A 23109-nucleotide genomic window follows, 5' to 3' on the forward strand; every position below is an offset into this window, starting at 1 on the left:
CTACATCATACCCGCACCACCTGTAAAGCGTTTCGTTCCGCTGTATGCGTGTCAGCCTCACGGTCAGAGGCCGAAGAAGAACGCGATGCCGAGCGTCGTGACGACGGCGAACAGCAGTTGCAGCGGCGCGCCGACACGCATGTAGTCGGTGAAGCGGTAGCCGCCGGGACCGTAGACGAACAGGTTCGTCTGGTAGCCGACGGGCGTCATGAACGCCGTACTCGCCGCGAACGTCACGGCGAGGATGAACGAGAGCGGTCGTGCACCGAGCGTCACTGCCGCCTCGAAGGCGACCGGAATCATCAGGACCACGCTGGCGTTGTTGCTGACGACGTTCGTCAGGAGGGCAGTGACGACGTAGAACACGCCCAAGACGGCCAACAGCGGGAGGAAATCCGCCGTCAGCACGACGAAGTCCGCGAGGAGCGTCGCCGCGCCGGTCTGCTCCATGGCGATGCCGAGTGGGATGACACCTGCGAGGAGGAAGATGACGTCCCACTGGACGGCGTCGTAGATTTCGGTGGGTTTCAAGCATCCGGTGGCGACCATCGCCAGTGCGCCCGCGAGCGCCGAGACGACGATGGGGACGAAGTCGAGTGCGGCGAGACCGACGACGGCGGCGACGATGCCGACGGCGACGAGAATCTTCGAGTCGCGGTAGTCGTGGCGTTCGACCTCTTGGGCGACGATGAAGTCACGGTTCTGGTCGAGACGTTCAATGCTCCCCGTCGTCGCCTGGACGAGCAGCGTGTCGCCGACGCGAAGCGGGATGTTGTCCATCCGGCGACGAATCAGTGCGCCACCGCGCCGGAGCGCGAGCACCGTGGCGTTGTAGCGCTGACGGAACGACGCCGAGGCGAGCGACTCGCCGACGAGCGACGACCCCGGTGCGACGACGACTTCGACGAGGTTCTGCCCACCACTCGCCACCTCCAGTTCGGCCTCGTCGACGGTCACCTCGGGTACGAGGTCCAACCCTTCCACGTCCAGCAAGTCGACGAGTGTGTTGCGGTCGGTCCGGATGGCGAAGACGTCGCCCGCCTGAATCTGCTTCGGCCCGAGGGGTTCGAGGAACACCTCCTCGTTACGGATGAGTTGGATGAGGTCGACGTCGAACTCCGTCTCCACGAGCGCCGTCTGGACCTGCTGACCGACAAGCGGCGAGTCCGCACGGACCGTGACCTCGGTGAGATAGTCGGCCATCTCGAACTCCTCGGTCAGGTCGACCTGCGGTTTGATGCGCTCGGGGATGAGATATCGACCGACGGTCAGGAGATAGGCCGTTCCGAACAGCGAGACGACGAGTCCTAACTGGGTGAACTGGAACATCGAGAACGCGCCAACGCCCAGTCGCTCGGACAACTGCGAGGCGAGGATGTTCGTGGACGTCCCGATGAGCGTGAGCATCCCGCCGAACATCGACGCGAACGAGAGCGGCATCAAGAGTTTCGACGGCGACGTCTTCCCCCGCTCTGCGAGGTCTGTCACCATCGGCAGCAGGATAGCGACGGCCGCAGTGTTGTTGATGAACCCCGAGATGGGGCCGACGACGCCGATAGTTGCACCCAACTGTTTCGTCTCGCTGTCACCCGTGAGCGTCGAAATCTTCGCTCCGAGAATCTGGACGACGCCGGTCCGTTGGACGCCCTCACTGAGGATGAACATCGCGAGCACCGTAATCGTCGCGGCGCTCGAAAACCCCGAGATACCCTGCTCCGGTGTAATCGTCTCGATGGGTGCCGAGAGGAGCCCAAGCGAGACGAGAAGGCCCGATACCGGAGGCACGAGCATCAGCGCGACCATCACCCCGATGGCCGTCACGTCGACCGGGACGGGTTCCGTCGCGAAGAACAGCAACGCGAGGAGGATAATTGCGAAGACGACGACCATTCCCGGCGTTATCGCTACCACGGCGTGTTCGACGGCACCAGTCGGCAAAAGGGTGTGGGAAACCGAACGTCGGCGGCCGATTCGAGCGGAGACCGACCGTTAGAACGGGTACTCTCGTGGTTCGCGCTGGACGCTGACCCACTTCGGTTGAGTGAACTCCTCTAAGACGTGTTCACCGTTGAACCGGCCGATACCCGACGCCTTCATCCCGCCGAACGGGACGTGCGGTTCGTCGTTCACCGGCATGTCGTTGAGGTGGACCATCCCGGCGTCGACGTCGTCGGCGACGTCCTCGGCACGCCCGCGGTCTGCCGAGAAGACCGACGCGGCGAGACCGTACTCGGTGTCGTTGGCGAGTTCGACCGCCTCCTCGTCGTCGGAGAAGGGGATGACGGGCGCGATGGGACCGAAGTGCTCGTTGCACGCGGCCGCCATCTCGTTCGTCGCCTCCGAGAGCACCGTCGGCTGGACGAACAGGCTGTCGGCGTCGTCGACGTCGACACCGTCCGGGACGACGGAGTCGCCGCCCGTCTCCAGCGTCGCACCCGCGTCGACCGTCTCCTCGACGTACTCTAGCATCTCGTCGCGCTGTGACTCGTCGATGATGGGGCCGACGACCGTCTCCTCGTCGCGTGGGTCACCGATGGGGAGCGACGCCGCCTTCTCGGCCAGTTTCTCGACGTACTCGTCGTACACCGACTCGTGGACGAGGTGGCGGTTGATAGAGATACAGATCTGTCCCTGGTGGAGGAAGCTCCCGAACGCACCCGCGTCGACGGCCTGGTCGACGTCGGCGTCTTCGAGGACGACGTGCGGGCCGTTCCCGCCGAGTTCCATCGCCGGGAGCGCGAGGTTGTCGACGGCCTGTTTCGCTACCTGTCGACCGACCGGCGTCGACCCGGTGAACGCGACGACGTCGGCCTCGGGGTGGCCAGCCATCCGGTCGCCGATGTCGGAGCCCTTGCCCGTGACGACGTTCAGCACGCCTTCTGGAAGCCCCGCAGCCTCGAAGATGCGAGCGAGGAGCAACCCACCCGTGATGGGTGTGTTCGAAGCGGGCTTGAGTACGACAGTGTTCCCCGTCGCCAGCGCGGGAGCGACGGCCCGAATCGACAGGTGAAGCGGGAAGTTCCACGGCGAGATGACGCCGACGACACCCATCGGTTCGCGCTTGACGATGTTGTCTTTGCCCGCGATGTTCGAGTCTTTGTAGTCGCCACCCATCCGGTTCGGGAAACTCGCGGCTTCGCTCGTGACGCCCGCCGCGTTCCCGAACTCGGCTTGCGCCTTCACACGGCTACTGCCCGACTCGACGGCGAGCAGTTGGCTAACTTCCTCGCGGTTCTCGTGCAGTACGTCGACGGCCTTCGAGACGATTTCAGCGCGTCCTGCGGGCGAGCGCTCGGCCCACGCCTCCTGTGCCTCGGCCGCCGTCTCGTACGCCTCGTTCACGTCGTCGACGCTCCCACGAGGGACTTCGGCGAACGGCTCGCGAGTCGTCGGGTTCTCGACTGCGATGGTCTCCCCGTCGACGTCGCGTTCGCCGTCGATGTAGAGACTGGTCCAGTCGTCGTCCGGAGCGAGTGCGACTGCCGTCGACTCGGTGGTGTCGGACATCGTAGCTCGGAGTTGGGGCCGTGTAGAAAAGAGCCACCGGGTGGCGGTGATGCGGAGGGTGAGCGTGTGGCTTTTAGCTCCGGAAGACGCGGCACAAGACGGTTCCGGCCACGTATCCGCGAACCCGAACGTCGATACCTACGATTCGTTCTCGGCGAGTTCCATCTCGGCGACGATGTCGTAGGGGTCGAGTCCGGTTCGAATCCCGTCGAGCATCCGGAAGGCGTCCTTCGGCGAGAGGAAGTGCCGGGTCACGACTCGACCCAACGGCGTCGGCTTCAGCCCGTCGATGAACTGCCACTCCAGAAGGCGGCCGACCGACCGCTGGGTGTCGATGTCGCCGAGCATCCGGTCGTTGAGGCGCTTGGCCCGCTTGCCGGCGACGGTGATGTTCGCCAGCGTCTCCTCGACGGCGGCAGACTCGGTGTACCGCGTCCGGACGTCCTCCATCTCGCCTTTGAGCAACTTGATGGCGACCTCGTCTTCGGTCATGTCCATGCTACCGTGGTAGCGGCAGTCGGGTTCGACGAGCATGTAGACGATACCCCGGTCGTGGAAGTCAGGTCGACCCGCACGGCCGAGCATCTGACTGAACTCCTGGACCGAGAGCCACTCGATACCCATCGCCAGCGAGTCGAAGACGACCTGTGAGGCCGGGAAGTCGACACCGGCGGCGAGGGCGGCGGTGGTGACGACGGCCGCAATCTCCTGGTCGCCGAACATCCGCTCGACCTTCTTCCGGCGGCCGTAGTCCAACCCTGCGTGGTATGGGGCCGACGAGTACTCTATCTTCCGGGAGATTTCGTGACACCGTCGCCGGGAGTTGGTGAAGATGATGGTCTGCCCGCGGAAGTCCTTCGAAGACTTTCGGTCGAACTCGCGCTTGACGAGACGATTCTCGATTCTGCTCTTCTCTTGGCCATCGACGAACGTCAGGTGGCGTTCGATGGGAACGGGCCGCTCCTCGAACTCGATGAGCGTCGCCCGCAGTCGTTTGGCCAGCCACTCGGGGTTACCGACGGTCGCCGAGAGGTAGACGTACTGCGCGCCGTCGTAGCCGTCGCGCTTCTTCGCGCGCTCTTCGCAGTAGTACTTGAGCCGCGAAATCATCCCGTCGAGGCGGTGGCCGCGTTCGTCCTCTTTGAGGGTGTGAACTTCGTCGATGACGACGGTGCCGACGTCGCCGAGGTCTTTGCCCGTCCGGAGGGCGTGGTCGATACCCTCGTAGGTGCCGACGATGACGTCGGCGTTGGGGTCGAAGCGGTTGCCGTCGTCGTTGATGCGACTCGCGCCGACGCGGATGGTGACGTTCAACCCGAGGTCGCTGTAGCGTTTCTTGAAGTCCTCGTGTTTCTGGTTGGCGAGGGCGACGAGCGGAACGAGAAAGAGCAGTTTGCCCTGTCCTTTCAGCGCTCGGTCGACACCGGCGAGTTCGCCGACGAGCGTCTTCCCCGTCGCCGTCGCACTCACGACCAGTTGGTCGTCGCCGTCGAACAGACCGTTTCGCACCGAGAGACTCTGGACGGGAAGCAGCGTCTCGAAGCGGCCTTCGACCTGGTTCTGTAGCTTCGGGTGGAGGTCGAGGTCGGCCGTCCGCACGGGGTCGACGTCGTCGACGGTTGCGCCGATCTCGTCGAACTTCGTCAGGTCGGGGTCGAGGTCACCCTTGAGGAGGTTGGTGATGCGGTCGAGGTCCTGCACGTCGAGGAGGAGGTCCTCCAGTCGGTCCTGTGCGGCCCCCGTGAGACCGCCTTTGAACGAGAGTTCGCGTTCGAGTTCGCGGGTCGCGCAGTCGGGACAGATGTAGTCGCGGTCGGCCTTGATGGCGGTGTCCTCGGTAATCGGGGAGTACCGACCGTTGCCGGCGCAGTACCGACACGTCCGGACGACGAGCGCCTCCAACTGGTAGCCGTCGAGCATCTCCTGTAGCTCCGCGCGGCCCGGTTTCGAGGTGTGGTCGGAGATGCGGATGCGCTCGGCGCTCCGAGCGAGTTCGACGAACTCGTCGGGACTCCGCGGTTTCTCGCTCGACCCGTCTTTCTTCCGGAACTTCCCGGGGCGGGGGCCAGCGTTCGTCTCTTTCAGTTCGAGCACGCCGCGGAAGACACGCTCACCGTCGCGGGTGACCACGACCTGAAATCTGTCACCGAGTTCGTGGAGGAACAGAGTGTCCACCTGTGCGACCTGCTGAGACACGTGTCACGATACGTGGACGGGGTATTTCAGAGGCACGATACCGTAGGCGAGTGACGAACGCCGTGTCGAGTGACGTGGTGTCAAACTACACAGATTGGCACCACACAGACAATGACTAACACGAACAATCGGATAATTCTCCAAATCAGACAGATATTTACGCTTTCAGAGACAATACCAAAGTGAATGTCGAGTAACATCGGACGAGACCCACACGCTCGTCCACCGAAGATGGTCCTCATCTGCCCGACGTGTGGCCACGAGAGTCCGTTGGGTGGTGACTGGCGAATCGATAACCGACACGACAGCACCGACGACCTCGCCGAGTCAGTCTACGTCTGTCCCGAGTGTACGTCGGACGTCACGCGACGGCCGGCGGAGTCACTCGTCGAGTAAGTCGATACTGTCGTCGCCGTTCGGAACCGCACAGAGAAACGCACCCTCCAGTTCGCCGTCGTTTCGGTACCAGTGAACCGTCCCAGCAGGGATGAGGAGTGAATCGCCCGCAGCGACGGTGTACTCTTCTTCACCGATTCCGACCGTATACTCACCCGCGAGAACGTACTGTTCGTGTTCGACTTCGTTGGTGTGTTTCGGGACGGACGCACCCGCTTCGAGCCGAAACCGACGAATCGCGAAGTGTGGTGCGCCGTCGGACTCGTCGATGAGAACGGCTTTCGACATTCCGTCGGCCGCACCGACCGATTCGTACTCGACGTCGCGTGCACGTTTGACGACTGGCTTCGAACCTGTGTCACCCATAGTCTCGTCTACGGCGGGGGCCGAGTAAGCGTTATCCCCGACAGCGCCGCGACTGACGTGACCGGACTTAAGAGTCCGGGCCGGCTAGTAGGGGTATGCGAGGCATTCGCATCGGGACTGTATTCGGTATTCCCATCAAACTCGACTTCACGTTCCTCCTAGTGTTGCCGTTCTTCGCGTACCTCATTGGGGCGGACGTCGGAAACCTCACAAGTGCCATCAACGGGCTCTTCGGGTCAAGTATCGAGGCGGGACCACTCACCACCAGTCCGATGTCGTGGGTCATCGGCATCGCTGCCGCCCTCGGACTCTTCCTCGGCGTCCTCCTCCACGAGTTCGGTCACTCGCTCGTCGCCCGGAACTTCGGCTTCGAAATCGAGTCCATCACGCTCTGGCTGTTCGGCGGCGTCGCTCGGTTCACGGAGATTCCCGAAGACTGGAAACAGGAGTTCTACATCGCCGTCGCCGGCCCCATCGTGAGCGTCCTCGTCGGCGTCGTCTCCTTCGTCGGCTTTCTCGTCGTCCCCAACAGCCAAGCGGCGGTCAAGTTCGTCCTCGGCTATCTGGCGATGACGAACGTCGCACTCGCCGTCTTCAACATGCTCCCCGGGTTCCCGATGGACGGCGGACGTGTCCTCCGGGCACTCCTCGCCCGAAACCGACCGCACGCGCGAGCGACGCAGATCGCCGCCGAAGTCGGGAAGATGTTCGCGTTCCTCCTCGGTATCTTCGGCCTCTTCACGAATCTGTTCCTCATCGCACTGGCTTTCTTCATCTACATCGGTGCCTCCAGTGAAGCCCAGCAGACGGTGATGAAGGCGGCCTTCGAGAACGTCGTCGTCCGCGACATCATGACCGCTCGCGAGGACCTTCACACGGTCACCGAACAGACGAGCGTCGCCGAGTTGATGGAGCAGATGTTCCGCGAACGCCACACCGGCTATCCGGTGATGCGAAACGGCAACCTCGTCGGGATGGTGACGCTCAACGACGCCCGCGGGGTCAACGAAGTCGAACGCGACGCCTACCGCGTCGAGGACGTCATGTCCGACGACGTGACGAGTATCACGCCAGACGCCGGTGCGATGGACGCGCTGGCGGCGATGCAAGAGCACAACGTCGGGCGACTGCCGGTCATCGACGTCGACGGCGAACTCATCGGCTTGGTGTCGCGAACCGACCTCATGACCGCCTTCGACATCATCCAGACGACCGGGTCGCTCAACCCCGTGTCGGCCACGGATGCGGTCGGTGAGCGGTCGTCGCCGTCGGACGTGCGATAGGCGACTGTCCTGCCCCAAACCCATTTTTCGATATCGGTCGATTGGCTACGTATGGACACAGTCGTCATCGACGACGTGGCGTCGACGTCGTTCGAGACCGAACTCGACCGTCGCGGCCTGTCCGACCCGCTCGGAACGACCGACGTCGCACTGAACCAGTATCGACTCGCTCCGGGACAACGCCTCTCGACCGGTCTTCACGCCCACGCGGACCAAGAGGAGGTGTTCGTCGTCGTCGACGGCGAACTCACCTTCGAAACGGAAGACAACGACGTCGTCGTCCGCAACGGCGAAGCGATTCGGTTCGCACCCGGTGAGTTTCAGTCGGGGAAGAACGCTAGCGACGCCGAGGTCGTCGTGTTCGCGATAGGCGCACCGCGCGAGACCACCGACGTTCGCGTTCCGAAGGAGTGTCCCAAGTGTGGACACGAGGACATGCGCGTCGTCGCGGGCGGCGAGGGGGACAACCTTCGATGCCCTGAGTGTGACTGTCTGCTGGAGAATCCACCGCCGCGTGCGGAGTGGTGAGTGGGGCGGCGAGAATCGAAGCAGACCGAGGTTCTGCGTGGAACACAGAGATGAGGGCCAGGTGCGAGAATCGAACCACGGTCGGACGTGCTCGCTCACTACCGTTCGCTGTGCGCGACCTCCCTGCTTCGATTCTCTTCGTACGGACTTCTCCTCACGTACTGTCTGTTCGCGGTGCTCGCTGACGCGAGCACACGCTCACCGAGTGGCGTTCGGAAGAAGGTCCAGGTGCGAGAATCGAACCCGCGTCTCAGCCTCCACAAGGCTGAAGGATGGTCCACTACCCCAACCCGGACACACCCAGTGCTACTCCCGTTTCGCTCAAATACGTTACGACTTCCGCGTTCGTGTGTGTCGATTCCGCACGCTCGAAGGCAGTGACACAATCTCCAGAAGCGGGGTGCTTTTCAGGCACACTGCCCTATCCTCCCACAAGCGTGGCCATCACGGACAAAATCTACCTGAAGAACCACCGCCAGATCGCCTCCCAGTTAGAGGCGAACATCCCGAAAGGGGCGTTCAAGGGGGCGACGCTGGACCTCGTGTTCACCGGCGAGGGCCTGACGAAACTCGACGACGCCACCCAAGAGCGCGTCCTCGACTTCGCACAGGACTTCCTCGACTGCGACTGCGAGGACAACCCCTACTGCGGCCACCCCGAGCGGAAGTTCATCCGCTATCTCCTGGAACTCCGCGCACAGGGACTCGGCCCCGACGCTATCGTCGACGTGATGTCCGACGAGTACATGCTCTACGCCTACTCGGGTGACATCCTCTCCTTTCTCGACCAGTCGGTCCGGACGCTCGAAGCGGTCGAAGCCCTCGCTGGCGTCGAAGGGGACAGAGAGATGGAGGAGAAGGCGTCGACGGCGAAGCGCGAACTGAGTGGCTAACTAGCCGAGACGGAACTGCGGTTCGTCGCTCTCCTCGTCTAAGTCTTCGAGGAAGATGACCTCCTCTTCGTCGTCGAGTTGCTCGCGGAGGTGGGTGACGTAGCGTTTGTACTCTTCTAACTGCTCGCGGAGGTGGTCGGCTTCGAGTTCGAGGCGCTCGTGTTCGCGGACGAAACTCTTCGGCACCTCTATCTTCGGCGGGAAACTCGGTTCGTCGCCGTCGTCGAGTCCGTCGAGTTCGTGCTCGGGGACGATTCGTACTTGGCCGTCGTGGGCAACGAGTGTGTCGACGTAGTCACGAAAGACCGCAGACAGCGAGATGTCGCGTTCTTCGGCAATCTCCCGAAGGGTCTCGAAGGCGTCCTCGTTGACCCGAAACGAGATGGTCTTGTTTTTGTTGCCCATCGTTGTGCTCACTCGACCAGCCAACCACTTAATCGTTTGTCAGACGAGTCCGAGAAGCCGATTCGCCCTCGAAATCCGGAGACACTGATAAATCCTCCCGCACCTGGTGGGGGTCGTATTTTGTGAGTCATTCACAACCGTGTTCACAGACATGGCGACCGAGTCCCAAAACTCACAGGAGCGCGTCTGGACCGTCGAGGCGGACCCGGCGACGCAAGACATCGACGACATCGAACTGCACGAGTACGACCGGAGCGCAGTGGCGAAGTTTCTGTTCGCCTTCGCACTCGGCGGCTTCTTCTTTCTCCTCCCGATTCCGTGGCAGGGCGAGGTGACCGTCCCGTTCGACGTCGCCGTCGACGCCATCGTCGCGGCGTTTCCGAACGCCGTCGGCGTGTACGTCTTCGGCATCATCGTCGCCGGCGGACTGCTGACGACGCTCGCCGAACTGGACCGCCGTGGAGTCCTCTCGCTCGGTGTCGACCTCTCGGCCTTCGAGAGTTCGACCGTGTTCTGGCTCCTTCGGGTTGCAGGCGCAGTCGTCGCCCCAGTCATGTTCTTCCACCTCGAATCGATAGGCGGCTACGACATCGGGTGGCTCTGGGCACCGGGCATCGGCGAGTTCATGTGGAGCACGCTCATCTACAGCGTCGGCGTCATCATCCCGCTCGGCGCGGTGTTCGTCACGATATTCGTCGAACTCGGCGGGTTGGAGTTCGTCGGGACGCTCACCCGTCCGCTCATGCGACCACTGTTCGGCCTCCCCGGACGGGCCGCCCTCGACAGCGTCGCCTCGTGGGTCGGGTCCTATAGCGTCGGTCTCTACGTCACCCGCAACGTGTTCGAGCGCGGTGGCTACCACAAGCGCGACGTGTTCACCATCGCGACCTGTTTCTCCACCGTCAGCATCGGGTTCGTCGGCGTCGTCGCCGCGACGGTCGGCATGCTCGATATCTTCCCGGTCATCTTCCTCGCGTACTTCGTCTCCGTCGTCGTCTGTGGTGTCATCCTCGTCCGAGTGCCGCCGATTAGTCGGATGCCCGAGGAGTATATCGCCGAACCTGACCCCGAGATACCGTTCTCGGGGAGTCCCGTCGACTACCTCCGCTTCGCACTCAGCGAAGCCGCAGCACAGGCCCAGGAGGGGGACAGCTTCCGCTCGGCGGCCACGCGCGGTTTCGTCGACGGTCTCAGGCTGACGAGTCTCGTCCTCGGGACGATTCTGGCGGTCGGTCTCGCCGCCGTCCTCGTCTCCGCGTACACGCCCACCTTCGATATCCTCGGCGCACCGCTCGTCCCGGTCATCGACGCACTCGGCATCCCGAACCCCGAAACCGTCGCTCCGGCCACTATCGTCGGCATCACCGAGATGTACGTCCCCGTCCTCCTCGTCGACGGGGCCGAACCGATGGCGCGCTTCTTCGTCGCGGTTCTCGCCATCTCGCAACTCATCTTCTTCTCCAGCGTCGGCCCGATGACGATGGACATGTTCCGCGACGTCCCCATTCGGTTCCGTGACCTCGTCGCGCTGTTCGCCCTCCGGACGGCGATTCTCGTGCCGCTCGTCGCCGCAATGACGCATCTGGTCGCCGCACTCGGGCTGCTCGGCTAGGTAGCTAGGTAGCTCAGAGATAGTCGACCAGCGCGTCGAGAATCTTGTTCTCCGCCCGTCTGAGGTGTTCTTCGGCCGTCCGCCGTTCGACGCCGACCGACGTGGCAATCTCCTCGGTCGTCGTTCGCCGCGGAATCTCGTAGTAGCCCGCGTCGAAGGCAGTCTTGAGCACCTCGCGCTGCCGCTCGGTCAGCGTCGGTAAGGCGTCGTCGAGCGAGAGCAGCGGCGCGTCCTGCCGAACCGACGATATCTCGCGCTTGGAGTCGACGCCGACGCGGTAGCCGTCCTCGACGAGGTCACGGTAACACGCCGAGAGCGCCGCGGGGTCGAGCGCGAGGACGCGACAGAGTTTCGCCCCCCGGGCGTACCGAAGCGGCGGCAAGAGGAGACAGCCGTGTCGGGCCAAATACCTCTCCACGTGTGAGGGGTCGTGTGACTGGAGGCAGTCGGCCGTGACGAGCACGAGTTCCTCCGCCGTCTCCAGTCGGTCTTGCACGCCGACCAGTTCCTCGACGCGTTCGACGACCGTCGCCGCGGCGTCTCGGTCGCCGCCGCTCGTGACGTGCAGCAGGTCGCAGTGGTCGTTACACCAGAGTTCGATTCGGGCGTCCGAGTCGGCCGTCGCGGCCGCGTAGGACCCGGCGTCGGGGATACGGAACGTCGCCTCGTACATCGAACACAGATTCCGCGCCCACATATAAATACACCACCATAGGCGGGGTTCACCGTCTTTGGGTATCCGTCACACTCTGTAGGTAGAGATGAGCGAGCAACACACCTCCACGACGGACAGATTCGGAACGCCTAGCCCCGAGTGGCGGCGGTATCAGGGCGCACCGACCGGCACCGACATCGAGTGCAAGGGGTGGCGGCAGGAAGCGGCGCTCAGGATGCTGAACAACAACCTCGACCCCGACGTCGCCGAGGACCCGGAGAACCTCGTCGTCTACGGCGGCACCGGTCGCGCGGCCCGCTCGTGGGACGCTTACGACGCCATCCTCGGTGAACTCCGTGAGTTGGACGACGACGAGACCCTCTTGGTCCAGTCGGGGAAACCGGTCGGTCGGTTCACGACCCACGAACGCGCCCCGCGCGTGCTCATCGCCAACTCCAATCTCGTCGGCAAGTGGGACAACTGGGAGCACTTCCACGAACTCGAAGCCGAGGGCAAGATCATGTACGGCCAGATGACCGCGGGGTCGTGGGCCTACATCGGCACGCAAGGAATCCTGCAGGGAACCTACGAGACGCTCGCCGAGGCGGGTCGACAGCAGTTCCCGGACAACGACGGACTCCGCGGCACGATCACCGTCACCGGCGGCCTCGGCGGGATGGGCGGCGCACAACCGCTCGCAGTGACGATGAACCACGGCGTGTGCATCGCCGCCGAAGTCAACGAGCATCGCATCGACCGGCGCATCGAGACGCGCTACTGCATGGAACGGACGGACGACTTGGACGAGGCCATCGAGAAAGCCCGTGAGGCGGCCGAGAAGGGCGAACCGTACTCCATCGCGGTCCACGCGAACGCCGCCGACGTGCTCGAAGGGATGCTCGAACGCGACTTCGTCCCCAACTTCCTGACGGACCAGACAAGCGCCCACGACGAACTGGAAGGCTACTACCCATCGGGCTACACCGTCGAAGAGGCAGACCGACTCCGCGAAGACGACCCCGACCGATACGTCGAGGAGAGCCTCGACACGATGCAGCGGCACGTGCAGGCGATGCTCGACTTGCAAGAGCGCGGTGCTGTGACCTTCGAGTACGGCAACAACATCCGCGGGCAGGTGCAGGAGCACAGAGAGATGACGAATGCGTTCGACTTCCCCGGATTCGTCCCGGCGTACATTCGCCCGCTGTTCTGCCGCGGAAAGGGACCGTTCCGTTGGGTCGCTCTCTCGGGCGACCCCGCGGACATTCACCGCACCGACGAGGCGGTCAGAGAACTGTTCCCCGAGAAGGAGCATCTCGGGCGCTGGATAGACCTCGCGCACGAACAGGTCGAGTTCCAAGGTCTCCCGAGTCGCGTCTGCTGGCTGGGCTACTCGACGGACGAAGAGGGAATCACCGAACGTGCGAAGTTCGCACTCCGCATCAACGAACTCGTCCGTGACGGCGAGATTAGCGCACCGGTGGTCGTCACCCGCGACCACCTCGACGCGGGGAGCGTCGCCAGCCCCCACCGCGAGACGGAGGCCATGAAAGACGGCACCGACGCCGTCGCCGACTGGCCCATCCTCAACGCACTCCTGAACTGCGCGGCGGGCGCGGACATCGTCTCTGTCCACGACGGCGGCGGCGTCGGCATCGGCAACTCGCTGCACACGAACAACCACGTCGTCCTCGACGGCTCCGACCTCGCCGCCGAGAAGGCCCGACGCGTCTTCACCACCGACCCCGGGATGGGCGTGATTCGTCACGCAGACGCCGGCTACGAGGAGGCACTGGACGAAGCCGAGCAGTCGAACGTCGCCGTTCCGATGCGGGACCACGAATGACCGAGTTCACGCACACGTTCGAGTGGCACGGTACCTCCTCGGACCCGAACGACGAACAGTTCGGTCACGTCGTTCGAGAGACCACTATCGACGACGTCGCCGACGGCGACGAGTCCACCGTCGTCCTCGTCGGCGAACCGGTCGACCGGGCGGTCATCGGTCGCCGCGGTGCGAAAGCGGGACCGTCGGCGCTCCGGGAAGCCCTCGCGGGCGTCAAGACCAACCACTTCGAGACGGGTGCCGTCGGTCGTGACTCGACCGTCGCCGACCTCGGCGACGTGGCCGACCTCGTCCGTCTCGACGACCGCTCGGCGAACGCGACGGTCGGCGGCATCCAGAATCTCGTCCGGCAGGCGACCGACCGAGTCCACGCACTCGACGCACTCCCGGTCTTCCTCGGCGGCGACAACTCCTTGACCTACCCGAACGTCGCACCACTTCTCGACGAGGGTAGCGTCGGCGTCGTCAACCTCGACGCCCACCTCGACGTCCGAGAGGTGCGAGACGACGCGACGAGCGGAACCCCGTACCGGCAACTGTTCGAGGCCGGACTCGACGGCTACGCCTGTCTCGGCGCGCGGCACTTCGAGACGTCGACGCCCTACGCCGAGTACGTCGAAGAGCAGGGCGGCGAAATCGTCACTGCCGACGAGGTCGGTTCAGACCCACTCGCCGCCGCAGACCGCGCACTCGACGCCCTCGGCGACGTCGAGCACGTCTACGTCAGCGTCGACTTGGACGTCCTCGACGCCTCGGCCGCTCCGGGCGTGTCGGCACCGACGCCTGGCGGTCTCACCACTCGTGAACTGTTCTCCATCCTCAGACGACTCGCCAGCGACGACCGAATCGCCGGCTTCGAAGTCGTCGAGTGCGCACCACCGCTCGACAGAGAGGGGATGACGACGGCGGCCGGTGCCCGTGCCGTGGCCCACTTCCTAAGTGGATACGCGGCGAACGGAGGGCATCATGAGTGAACTCACCGCCGTCGTCCACGACGCCGCAGAGGTGGTCGTTGGCGAGGGAGAGGCCCCCCTCTACTGCCTCGAAGACGCCGCCGTCGCCGTCGAAGACGGCCACGTCGTCGCCGTCGGTCCGAGTGACGAAATCGTCCGCGAGTACCCAGCCGAAAACGCGCGCCACACTGTCGACGCGACGGGCCGGAGCGTGATTCCGGGGTTCGTCGACTCGCACACCCACGCCTGCTTCGCGGGCGACCGTTCCGACGAGTTCGAGGCCAAGTTGCGCGGCAAGACGTATCAGGAGATTATGGCCGAAGGGGGCGGCATCCTCCGGACCGTTCGTGCGACTCGCGAGGCGAGCGACGACGAACTCCTCCAGAACCTCCTCTCGCATCTCGACACGATGCTCTCGCACGGTAGTACGACCGTCGAGGTCAAGTCGGGCTACGGCCTCGACACCGACACCGAACTCCGAATGTTGGACGCAATTCGGCGCGCCGACGAGCAGCATCCCGTCGACGTCGTCGCGACGTTCATGGGCGCACACGCCGTCCCCGACGGTCGAGACACCGACGACTACGTCGAGGAAGTCGTCTCCGAGCAACTCCCTGCAGTGGAAACACAGGGGGTCGCCGAGTTCTGTGACGTCTTCTGCGAGGAGGGTGTCTTCTCCGTCGAGCAGTCCCGGCGGGTCCTCGAAGCGGGCGTCGAACACGGTCTGACGCCGAAGGTCCACGCCGAGGAGTTCGTCCACATCGGCGGTGCACGACTGGCCGCCGACCTCGACGCGGCGAGTGCAGACCACCTCTTGCAGGCCAACGACAGCGACGTCGACACGCTAACCGAGTCGGACGTGACCCCAGTCTTCCTGCCGGGAACGGCCTTCTCGCTCGGCGAGGCGTACGCCGACGCGCGGTCGTTCGTCGATGCAGGAGGCCAAATAGCCGTCGCGACGGATTTCAACCCGAACTGCTACTCACAGAGCATGCCCTTTGCCGTCGCGCTGGCCTGTGTCGGGATGAAACTGACTCCTGCAGAGGCGCTCGTCGCCGGAACTGAAGGCGGAGCGCGCGCACTAAATCGAACGGGTGGGCTGGGGACGCTCCGCGAGGGCGCACCCGCGGACCTCGTCGTCCTCGATGCACCCTCGTACCGACACATCCCGTACAACTTCGGCGTCAACCCCGTGTCGGCCGTGCTCAAAGAGGGTGAGGTAGTCCATGCAGAGTGAGACGGTCGTCCTCGACGGCGACTCGCTTACCGTCGAAGACGTCGTGGCCGTCGCCCGCGACGGTGCGACGGTCGAACTCGCCGCCGACGCCCGCGAGGCCATCCGTACCTCCCGCGAGCGAATCGAAGACATCGTCGAGAGCGGCGACCCCGTCTACGGCGTCAACACCGGGTTCGGCGAACTCGTCGACACCCAGATTCCGCGTGAGAAGGTCGACCAGTTGCAGACGAACCTCGTTCGAAGTCACGCCGCCGGTGCGGATAGAGAGCTTCGTCGGGAAGAGGTCCGTTCGATGCTCGTGACCCGAATCAACGCACTCGCGAAGGGCTACTCGGGTATCCGCGAAGTCGTCGTCGACCACCTCGTCGCGATGCTGAACGAAGGCGTTCACCCCGTCGTGAAGTCTCGTGGGAGCCTCGGCGCGAGCGGTGACCTCGCGCCGCTTGCGCACATGTCACTCGTGCTCTTGGGTGAAGGAGAAGCCATCGTGGAGGGTGACGGTGGAACGACGAAGCGACTCCCGGGGGACGAAGCACTCGCGGCCGCCGGTCTGGAACCGCTGACGCTCAGAGCGAAGGAGGGACTCGCGCTCATCAACGGGACGCAGTTGTCCGTCGGACTGGCCGCGATGGTCGTCGTCGACGCCGAGCGCGTCCTCCGTGCGGCCGACGCCGGTGGCGCACTGACGACGGAGGTGACGATGGGAACAACCGCCTCCTGCGACCCGGCCATCCACGCGGTACGGCCCCACGCCGGCCAACAGGCGACCGCCCGAAACATCAAGCGACTCTGCAAAGGCTCCGAAATCGTCGAATCGCACCGCAACTGCGACCGGGTGCAGGACGCCTACGCACTCCGCTGCATTCCGCAGGTTCACGGGGCGGTCCGCGACGCCGTGTCACATCTCCGCGAGGCCGTCGAAGTCGAACTGAACAGCGTCACCGACAACCCGCTGGTCTTTCCCCGCGAGCAGGTCGACGAACGCGCCAGCGGGACGGCCCTCGGCGCGGTCATCTCGGGCGGGAACTTCCACGGCGAACCGCTCGCGCTCCGTCTCGACTACGCTGTCAACGCGCTCACCGAACTCGCGGCCATCTCGGAGCGTCGCGTCGACCGGATGGTCAACCCGAACCTCCAAGAACCGCATCTGCCACCCTTCCTGACCGAAGACAGCGGGTTCCAGTCGGGGTACATGATTCCGCAGTACACCGCCGCGGCGCTCCTCAACGAGTGTCGCTCGGAGGGTCGACCCTCGATGGACAGCACGCCCGTCAGCGGGGGCCAGGAGGACCACGTCAGCATGAGTGCGACGTCGGCGTTCGCCGCGCGGCGCGTGACGGAACGTGTCCGAACCGTCGTCGCCATCGAACTCCTCTGTGCGGCACAGGCCGCGGAGTTCGTCGACGAGGAACTGGCACACGCGCCCGGGACGGGAGCGGTCTACGAGAGTGTCCGCGACGTCGTCCCGCCACTCACCGACGACCGGCCGCCGCATCCAGACATCGAGGCGGTGGACGCGCTGGTCGACGGGGGCCTATTGGACGAGCGACTCGACTCGGTGTTGAGCGAGTCGCTGGAGTGAATAAGTGAAGAACGTGAGTGAGGACTACGCGCCGGATTCGAGGCGGGCGAGATAGACCTCACAACACAGGTCGTCACCGTCGACGCCAGGAATCCGGCCGCAGTCGGGACACGGTTCGAGGGTTGGTGAGTCGGTCGAGTCACCCTCGAACTCGTGGTCGACGCCGCCGTCCGCGCACAGTTCGCGGGCGACATCGCGCCACCCGCCGCTCGGGGAGGTGCGGTCACTGGGCATCGTCGCCTCCGGTTTCGTCGGTTCCGTCGGCTTCGTCGTCTGTGGCATCTCTGCCGCCGACGCCGCAACGGAAACATCCGGTTCTGAGTGCTGGGTCGGCGCTCTCGAAGCCACAGTGCTCACAGCGCCAGTAGCGGTGGTCGAACGTGCCGTCGCTGTCGCGACCGTCGTGCGGTCCGGTGATTCGGCGATTTTTGTCGGCCTGTTGGTCGTTCGGTCTGTCGGTACCTTCTTGTGTGATTCCGCGGGTAACGGAGAGTGGGCTCATGTGTTTACCTGGGGCCCGGCGTCTGGGTGCTGCAACACCCGGGCGACTTCGATTCTACGTCGACCCGTGACGCCGGTTTCTGTCGGATTCTTCGGATTCTGTCGATTCGATAGTCGATACGCGCTGCTCGTGGACGACAAATCGTCGCGAGTCGCGTCGCCGACGTCAGCGTGAGATGCTCACGTCGCCGTCACGACTCGATACGTGGGCGTGGGTGCATCCGCGCCCGGAGTGGCCGTCTTACGGCTCTGGCTCCGGCGCGTCGGATGCGAGTTCGTCGGTGGTCTCGGTGTCGAGGCTTTCGAGCGCCCCGATGGCAGCCTGCTTGTAGGCGTCGGTGGGAAGGTCGTACTGCTCTTTGGCCATGCGAGCGTACTCGTTACCTTCGTCGTCGAACGAGTCGATGCGTTCGAGCGTCCGCTGGGCCGTCTCGACGACCCATCGGTCGCGCGTCGCGGCGTTCACTTCGGTGATGGACTCGGGTCGGACGGAGACGTTGATGGAACCGTCGTCCGTCTCGAACGTCCGTGGCTTGCCGACGATGGCGACGTACGAGGGGGCGTCGAGTTCACGCAGCGCGCTCGCGGCCTCTGGCTGGTACTGACCCGCGTAGACGAAGAACGTCCCCGTCGGGTCGACGATGCGGCCGCGCCAGTACTCGGAGTCCTCGCCGACGTCTTCCTTCTCGGTCAGCGTTCCGACGACGAAGACGCGGTTCGCGCGCTCCCCGGTTGGGAGCAAGAGGTAGACCGGCGCACGCTCGTCGTCGGACTCTTTGAACGTGTATCCGGCGTCGTTGAACTCTTCGGCGAACACGCGTCGGGCGACTTCTCGGGAAGGGACTGATTGACTCATTTACATCGACCTCGCTTTGATGAGGACCGCTTCGGCATCGGCTGGACCGCTCAGTTCTTCGAACTCGTCGGCGAGCACGTACCGACCAAAGGTCGGGCCGGTGACGCGGTAGTAGCGACCGAGCACCATCGTTCGCATCTCGTCGGCGACGACGGTGGTATCGAGTGCGTCCATCGCCTGCTGTTTCGCTTCGTCGAGCGTGACGCCGGTGAGTTCCTCGGTCATCTCCTGGTTGAAGATGACTTCGTGGACTTCGGTCCCGTCGTCGAGGACACCTTTGATACGCAGGTCGAACTCGCCTTCGACGTTGCCGTGTTCCGAACAGCGACCGTTCTGGAGGACGCGCGTGCAGTCCTCCTCGGGGCAGCGCTTGATGAGGCCACTGCCGCTCTGGATGTCGACGAGTGCGCCTTCGACGGTGGCGTTGTCGTCGCCGACTTCGATCTCTTCGTCGAGTTCACTGATGGTCGTCGTCCGGTTGAGTTTGACCGAGAAGTTGCCCTCGTACTCGTCGGTGACGACGTTCTGGAGGCTGTACACCTTCCCTTCTTCGAGCGTTTCGAGTTCGGACGTCTGGAAGGCGACGAACTTCATCGTGCCGGACTCGTCGCCGACGAGTCCGACCTGTGCGATGGACTCGTGGCCGGGGTCCCAGAGGTCGACGACTTTCACTTTGAGGTCGACCCACTGTTCGTCTTCCGCGATGTCGGCGAGTTCGACGAGTTGACTCCCGCCGGCACCGCCGGCGATGGCGTCGCGTTCGAGGCCGGCCTCGTCGAGATAGCTGTTGGTGACGCTTCGGCGCGCCTCCTCGACGGGGACTTTGTACTCGTTGACGAGGTTGTCCAGTCGCTCCTCGACTTCGTCGACGCTGACGTCTAGGTGGTCCGAGAACTGTTCCGCAATCTCCGCTGCGTGGGTTCGCAGGTCTGTCATAGGGTCTCACTGCCTCTGCTTGAGTTTTCGACGAGAGGCATACGTCGGTTGGTTCCCGATGGTATAAAAACATCGGCACTCGGTGAAAGTGAAATCGAGTTGGTGGAGTCGTCAGTCGTATGTCTGACGGGGTTTGGAGCGTGCGGAATGCGCTAGCCACGGGGGTTCTGAAAGGCGTCTACGAAGCGTCGAGTCGGCCGACTGTCGACCGTCCGAGGCTCACTCCTGGGTCGTCGACCCGTCGGTGTCGAGCGACGGCGTCACCGAGGAGTCGGGGTGCGGCGACGGCGGCGTCGAGACCGGATGCTGCTGTGGAAGCAGCGTCGTCGAGAGCAGCATCACGAGGACGAGCAGTGTGAGTAAGAGGAGCGTTCCGCGCTGTGCATCGAGCATCGCAGCGTCGAAGACGCCACGCAAGACCTCCTGCTGCGTCGGCGTCAACTGCGCCAAGAACGCCTGTTGGCTCTCTGCGGTCGCCGTCTCGAGTGCATCTTCGAGTGCCACGACGAGGTCGTTTCGCTCGCCCTGTGAGATGGGCGTTCCCGTGGCGCTCAGCACCCCGTCGACGACGTTCTCGTAGAACCCTCTGAGCAAGTACGCGCCGACGACGGCAGTTCCGAGCGCGTAGCCCAGCATCGACGTCGCGTTCAGCACGCCCGAGGCGGCCGAGGAGTCGACGGTGTCGACCGCAGAGAGCGTCATGTCGATGAGTTGGGCCATCACGAGTCCGAGGCCGAGACCGAACGTCGCCATCGGCAACACCAGTTGCAGAATCGTCAGCGAGAGACTCGTCTGGACGACGAGCCACAGCAGTCCGACGCCCATCAACACAGTCCCGGCTTGAACGAGCGTCCGCGGTGAGACGTGCTGTCGCCACCCGGTGGTGAGCGTCGACGCGACGAGTGTGGCAGCAGAGAACGGCAACATGGCGAGTCCAGCCTCGAACGCGGAGTAGCCCACGGCCGACTGGAGAAAGACGGGGATGACGAAGATGAAGGCAGCGAGGACGAGCGACCGAATCGTGTTCGTCGCGACGCCGGCGGTCAACTGCGCGTTCCGCAGGAGGTACAGTGGGACCAACGGCGAACCGCCACGCTCTGCCACCCGCCGCTCGTACTGGACGAACGCGGCGAACGTGAGCAACCCGAACCCGACCAGCCACACCGTCGGCGACGTCCCGAAGGGATTCAACTGAACGCCGCCGAGGGCGAACGGTCGGCGGGCGAGCAGCCATCCGTATCGACTACTCAAGATGAACCCCGCGACCAGTGCGACGACGGCGACGACAGAGAGCACCGTGCCGCCGAGGTCCAACCGTTCGGGTTCGTCGCTGAGGCGGGTGTCGGGGAGGTAACGGACGAACCAGAGCGTGACGAGCACGACGAGTACCTCCAGTGCGAACCCCCAGCGCCAACTCGCGAACGTGGTCAGCGCCCCACCGAGGATCGGACCGACCGCCGTCCCAGTGGCGTTGACGCCCGCGAGGATACCGAGCGCCTTGGCCCTATCTCGCCCCTCGTAGCTCACGATGAGGACGGTGAAGGTCAGCGGCAGGAGGACGGCGGCGGCGGCACCCTCGATGAACGACCACCCGACGTAGAGGACGACCACGTTCCAACTGACGGCCGCGAGGAGCGTGCCGATGCCGTAGACGACCAACGTCACCCTTAGCAGTCGGCGGATGGGGAACATCGACGCGAGTTTCCCGCCGGGGAGAATCAGCGCGGCGATGACCATCGAGTAGAACGCGATGGCACCCTGAACGACCGCGACGGTCGTGTCGAGGTCGAGGACGATTGCGGGGATCGCGACGTTCATGAGCGTCGAGTCGATGACGCCGACGAACATGGCGAGACTCACTGCAATCGCTGGCCCCCAGTGACGCAACCAGCTATCGGACTCCTCCGTCCCCGCGCCGGGCGTCGGACGAGTCGTGTCGGATGGGGAAGACATACAGCAGTATCGGGTTCAACTACTATCAACCACTATGGCTGTTCGCACGAGGAGCAAGAAGCGAGAAACGGACGGTTCAGCCGTCGCTTACTCGTCGAATCGCACGTCGGCGACGACGGGCGCGTGGTCAGACGGCGGGGCACCGTCCCAGTGGTCGTCGACGACGGCGTGTTGGAAGACGCCGAACCCGTCGGTGACGAAGACGTAGTCTATCTTCTCCGTCGCACCGTCGAACCGGTTGAACGTTATCGTCGGGCCGTGGTGGCCGTACTCGGCACAGAACTGCGCGTCGAACAGGCGGCGGCCGTCGCCGTCGGCGGTAGTGAGTATTTCGTAGGGACGACTGGTGTCGGTACAGTTCAGGTCGCCGGTGACGACGGCCGGGAGGTCGCCCGCGACGGCCGAGAGTCGGCGTCGGAGGATGCCCGCACTCTCCTCGCGGGCCGTCGCACTGGCGTGCTCGAAGTGCGTGTTGCAGGCGACGAACGTCCGGTTCGTCTGCTCGTCGTGGAGTTCTGCCCACGTCGCCATCCGCGGGTACGTGGCCTCCGGATGTTTGCTTCCGCGGACGTTCGGTGTCTCTGACAGCCAGAACGTGTCGTGGTCGCGGAGGGTGAATCGGTCGCGACGGAACCCGACCGGGCCGTGTTCGCCCTCGTCTTCACCGTCGACGCGGCCGACGCCGACCCAGTCGTAGGCGGGCAGTTGCTCTCGGAGGAAGGCCAGTTGGTGTTCGAGCGGTTCCTGCAGACCGACGACGTCGGGCCGGTGGAACCGAATCACGCTCGCGACCCGCTCTTTCCGATACGGCCACGCGAGGTCACCGTCCTCGTCGGTGTCGTAGCGGACGTTGAACGTCATCACGCGAAGCGTGTCGGCCGAATCGGGAGAGACAGGGGTGTGAGGGGCAGTCTCGCTCTCGTCGTTCATCTCGAACCTCCGGGCGTGGTGAACCGCATCTATCGCGGTGTGGGGGCTTCACCAACTTATACTGTTGGCTGTAAGTCCGCCGAAGCGTTCGACACACCGAGGAGAGGCGACGGACCTTTGCCCTCGGCGAGCGCACACCGAGACATGGACGAGCGGTTCGAACGGTTCGTACGCACCACGTTCCGGTCCGCCGGGCGGCGCTACGCCGAGGCACGAAGCGCCTACCGAGAGGGCCAAGACGAGGCCAGCGACGGCGGCGTCGACTTCGACCTGCCCCGCGACGACGAGGGGAACGCCCGTCTCGTCTGTCGTCGCTACGCCGAGAAGCGTGCCGTCCCCGTCGACAGCGAGGGACATCCGGCCTGTTTCGACCCCGACCACCCCGACTGCCGAGGCTGTGCCGAGGACGTTCGCGAAGGCGTCGTCGAAACGTGGTAGTCCGCGGGCGGCGGGACTTTGTAGCGTCCGACTGAG

The 23109-nt window shown here is 64.4% G+C and carries 22 protein-coding genes and 1 tRNA gene; 10 read left to right on the top strand and 13 right to left on the bottom strand.

What is annotated here, in order from left to right; genetic code table 11:
• Positions 1–63 precede the first annotated feature (63 nt).
• The 3 genes from BM083_RS15395 to BM083_RS15405 all read right to left on the bottom strand — a co-directional run bounded on the left by BM083_RS15395 (position 64) and on the right by BM083_RS15405 (position 5703).
• Positions 64–1890, bottom strand: a complete 1827-nt coding sequence (locus tag BM083_RS15395) for an SLC13 family permease (protein WP_089870324.1) — start codon at positions 1888–1890, stop codon at positions 64–66.
• Between the two features lie 99 nt (positions 1891–1989).
• Positions 1990–3507, bottom strand: a complete 1518-nt coding sequence (locus tag BM083_RS15400; protein ID WP_089870326.1) for an aldehyde dehydrogenase family protein — start codon at positions 3505–3507, stop codon at positions 1990–1992.
• A gap of 138 nt (positions 3508–3645) precedes the next feature.
• Positions 3646–5703 carry a DEAD/DEAH box helicase gene (locus tag BM083_RS15405; RefSeq protein WP_089870328.1) on the bottom strand — a complete coding sequence of 686 codons (2058 nt, stop codon included), beginning with the start codon at positions 5701–5703 and terminating at the stop codon, positions 3646–3648.
• 186 nt (positions 5704–5889) lie between these two features.
• Here BM083_RS15405 and BM083_RS15410 point away from each other — a divergent pair, with 186 nt between their 5' ends.
• Positions 5890–6099, top strand: coding sequence for a DUF8106 domain-containing protein (locus tag BM083_RS15410; protein WP_089870331.1), 210 nt, complete (start codon positions 5890–5892; stop codon positions 6097–6099).
• Here the strand turns inward: BM083_RS15410 and BM083_RS15415 are convergent.
• The gene (locus tag BM083_RS15415) at positions 6085–6465 is read right to left on the bottom strand and encodes a cupin domain-containing protein (protein ID WP_089870333.1); all 381 of its coding nucleotides are present in this window, start codon (positions 6463–6465) and stop codon (positions 6085–6087) included. The two genes, BM083_RS15410 and BM083_RS15415, sit on opposite strands and share 15 nt — an antisense overlap.
• A 95-nt stretch (positions 6466–6560) precedes the next feature.
• Between BM083_RS15415 and BM083_RS15420 the strand changes: the two genes are divergently transcribed.
• A complete protein-coding gene (locus BM083_RS15420) occupies positions 6561–7748 on the top strand; it encodes a M50 family metallopeptidase (RefSeq protein WP_089870336.1) in 1188 nt (395 codons plus the stop codon).
• 51 nt (positions 7749–7799) lie between these two features.
• Complete coding sequence (locus BM083_RS15425; RefSeq protein ID WP_089870338.1) at positions 7800–8276, top strand: cupin domain-containing protein; 477 nt, start codon at positions 7800–7802, stop codon at positions 8274–8276.
• 222 nt (positions 8277–8498) lie between these two features.
• On the opposite strand, the gene BM083_RS15430 is transcribed toward BM083_RS15425, so the two are convergent.
• A tRNA-His gene (locus BM083_RS15430) sits at positions 8499–8571 on the bottom strand.
• A 142-nt stretch (positions 8572–8713) separates the two neighbouring features.
• Here BM083_RS15430 and BM083_RS15435 point away from each other — a divergent pair.
• Positions 8714–9169, top strand: a complete 456-nt coding sequence (locus tag BM083_RS15435; RefSeq protein ID WP_009366952.1) for a DUF5814 domain-containing protein — start codon at positions 8714–8716, stop codon at positions 9167–9169.
• On the opposite strand, the gene BM083_RS15440 is transcribed toward BM083_RS15435, so the two are convergent.
• On the bottom strand, positions 9170–9574 hold the full coding sequence (locus BM083_RS15440; protein ID WP_009366953.1) for a DUF8146 domain-containing protein: 405 nt from the start codon (positions 9572–9574) through the stop codon (positions 9170–9172).
• A gap of 151 nt (positions 9575–9725) precedes the next feature.
• Here BM083_RS15440 and BM083_RS15445 point away from each other — a divergent pair, with 151 nt between their 5' ends.
• A complete protein-coding gene (locus tag BM083_RS15445; protein WP_089870340.1) occupies positions 9726–11186 on the top strand; it encodes a YjiH family protein in 1461 nt (486 codons plus the stop codon).
• Positions 11187–11199: 13 nt separating this feature from the next.
• Here the strand turns inward: BM083_RS15445 and BM083_RS15450 are convergent, their stop codons facing one another.
• Positions 11200–11859 carry a helix-turn-helix domain-containing protein gene (locus tag BM083_RS15450; protein WP_089870342.1) on the bottom strand — a complete coding sequence of 220 codons (660 nt, stop codon included), beginning with the start codon at positions 11857–11859 and terminating at the stop codon, positions 11200–11202.
• An 88-nt stretch (positions 11860–11947) separates the two neighbouring features.
• On the opposite strand from BM083_RS15450, the gene hutU reads away from it, so the two are divergent.
• From hutU to hutH, 4 genes are read left to right on the top strand one after another with little or no spacing between them, the layout of a single operon-like run.
• Positions 11948–13687, top strand: a complete 1740-nt coding sequence (gene hutU / locus BM083_RS15455) for a urocanate hydratase (RefSeq protein WP_089870344.1) — start codon at positions 11948–11950, stop codon at positions 13685–13687.
• Entirely contained in the window at positions 13684–14661 is a 978-nt protein-coding gene (hutG, locus tag BM083_RS15460; RefSeq protein WP_089870346.1) for a formimidoylglutamase, read from the top strand. The genes hutU and hutG overlap by 4 nt, the downstream gene beginning before the upstream one ends.
• Positions 14654–15877 (top strand): imidazolonepropionase, encoded by a 1224-nt coding sequence (hutI, locus tag BM083_RS15465; protein WP_089870348.1) that lies wholly within the window; start codon positions 14654–14656, stop codon positions 15875–15877. Before hutG ends, hutI begins: the two co-directional genes overlap by 8 nt.
• Positions 15867–17459 (top strand): histidine ammonia-lyase, encoded by a 1593-nt coding sequence (gene hutH / locus BM083_RS15470; protein ID WP_089870350.1) that lies wholly within the window; start codon positions 15867–15869, stop codon positions 17457–17459. Before hutI ends, hutH begins: the two co-directional genes overlap by 11 nt.
• 24 nt (positions 17460–17483) lie before the next feature.
• Here the strand turns inward: hutH and BM083_RS15475 are convergent, their stop codons facing one another.
• The 6 genes from BM083_RS15475 to BM083_RS15500 form a co-directional block, all read right to left on the bottom strand.
• Positions 17484–17693: a hypothetical protein gene (locus tag BM083_RS15475; RefSeq protein ID WP_089870352.1), complete on the bottom strand. Its 210-nt coding sequence runs from the start codon at positions 17691–17693 to the stop codon at positions 17484–17486.
• On the bottom strand, positions 17683–17961 hold the full coding sequence (locus BM083_RS15480; protein WP_089870356.1) for a DUF8118 domain-containing protein: 279 nt from the start codon (positions 17959–17961) through the stop codon (positions 17683–17685). The genes BM083_RS15475 and BM083_RS15480 overlap by 11 nt, the downstream gene beginning before the upstream one ends.
• Positions 17962–18201: 240 nt before the next feature.
• Positions 18202–18816 carry an RPA family protein gene (locus tag BM083_RS15485; RefSeq protein WP_049893700.1) on the bottom strand — a complete coding sequence of 205 codons (615 nt, stop codon included), beginning with the start codon at positions 18814–18816 and terminating at the stop codon, positions 18202–18204.
• Positions 18817–19752 (bottom strand): replication protein A, encoded by a 936-nt coding sequence (locus tag BM083_RS15490; protein WP_009366964.1) that lies wholly within the window; start codon positions 19750–19752, stop codon positions 18817–18819. It lies immediately after the preceding gene.
• Positions 19753–19971: 219 nt separating this feature from the next.
• Complete coding sequence (locus BM083_RS15495; protein ID WP_394327618.1) at positions 19972–21705, bottom strand: MFS transporter; 1734 nt, start codon at positions 21703–21705, stop codon at positions 19972–19974.
• An 87-nt stretch (positions 21706–21792) separates the two neighbouring features.
• Positions 21793–22635: an endonuclease/exonuclease/phosphatase family protein gene (locus BM083_RS15500; protein WP_089870360.1), complete on the bottom strand. Its 843-nt coding sequence runs from the start codon at positions 22633–22635 to the stop codon at positions 21793–21795.
• Positions 22636–22779: 144 nt separating this feature from the next.
• Between BM083_RS15500 and BM083_RS15505 the strand changes: the two genes are divergently transcribed.
• Complete coding sequence (locus tag BM083_RS15505) at positions 22780–23073, top strand: DUF7091 family protein (protein ID WP_089870362.1); 294 nt, start codon at positions 22780–22782, stop codon at positions 23071–23073.
• Positions 23074–23109 lie beyond the last annotated feature (36 nt).

Source organism: Halogranum rubrum (assembly GCF_900114455.1).
In the GTDB taxonomy this organism is placed as follows: domain Archaea; phylum Halobacteriota; class Halobacteria; order Halobacteriales; family Haloferacaceae; genus Halogranum; species Halogranum rubrum.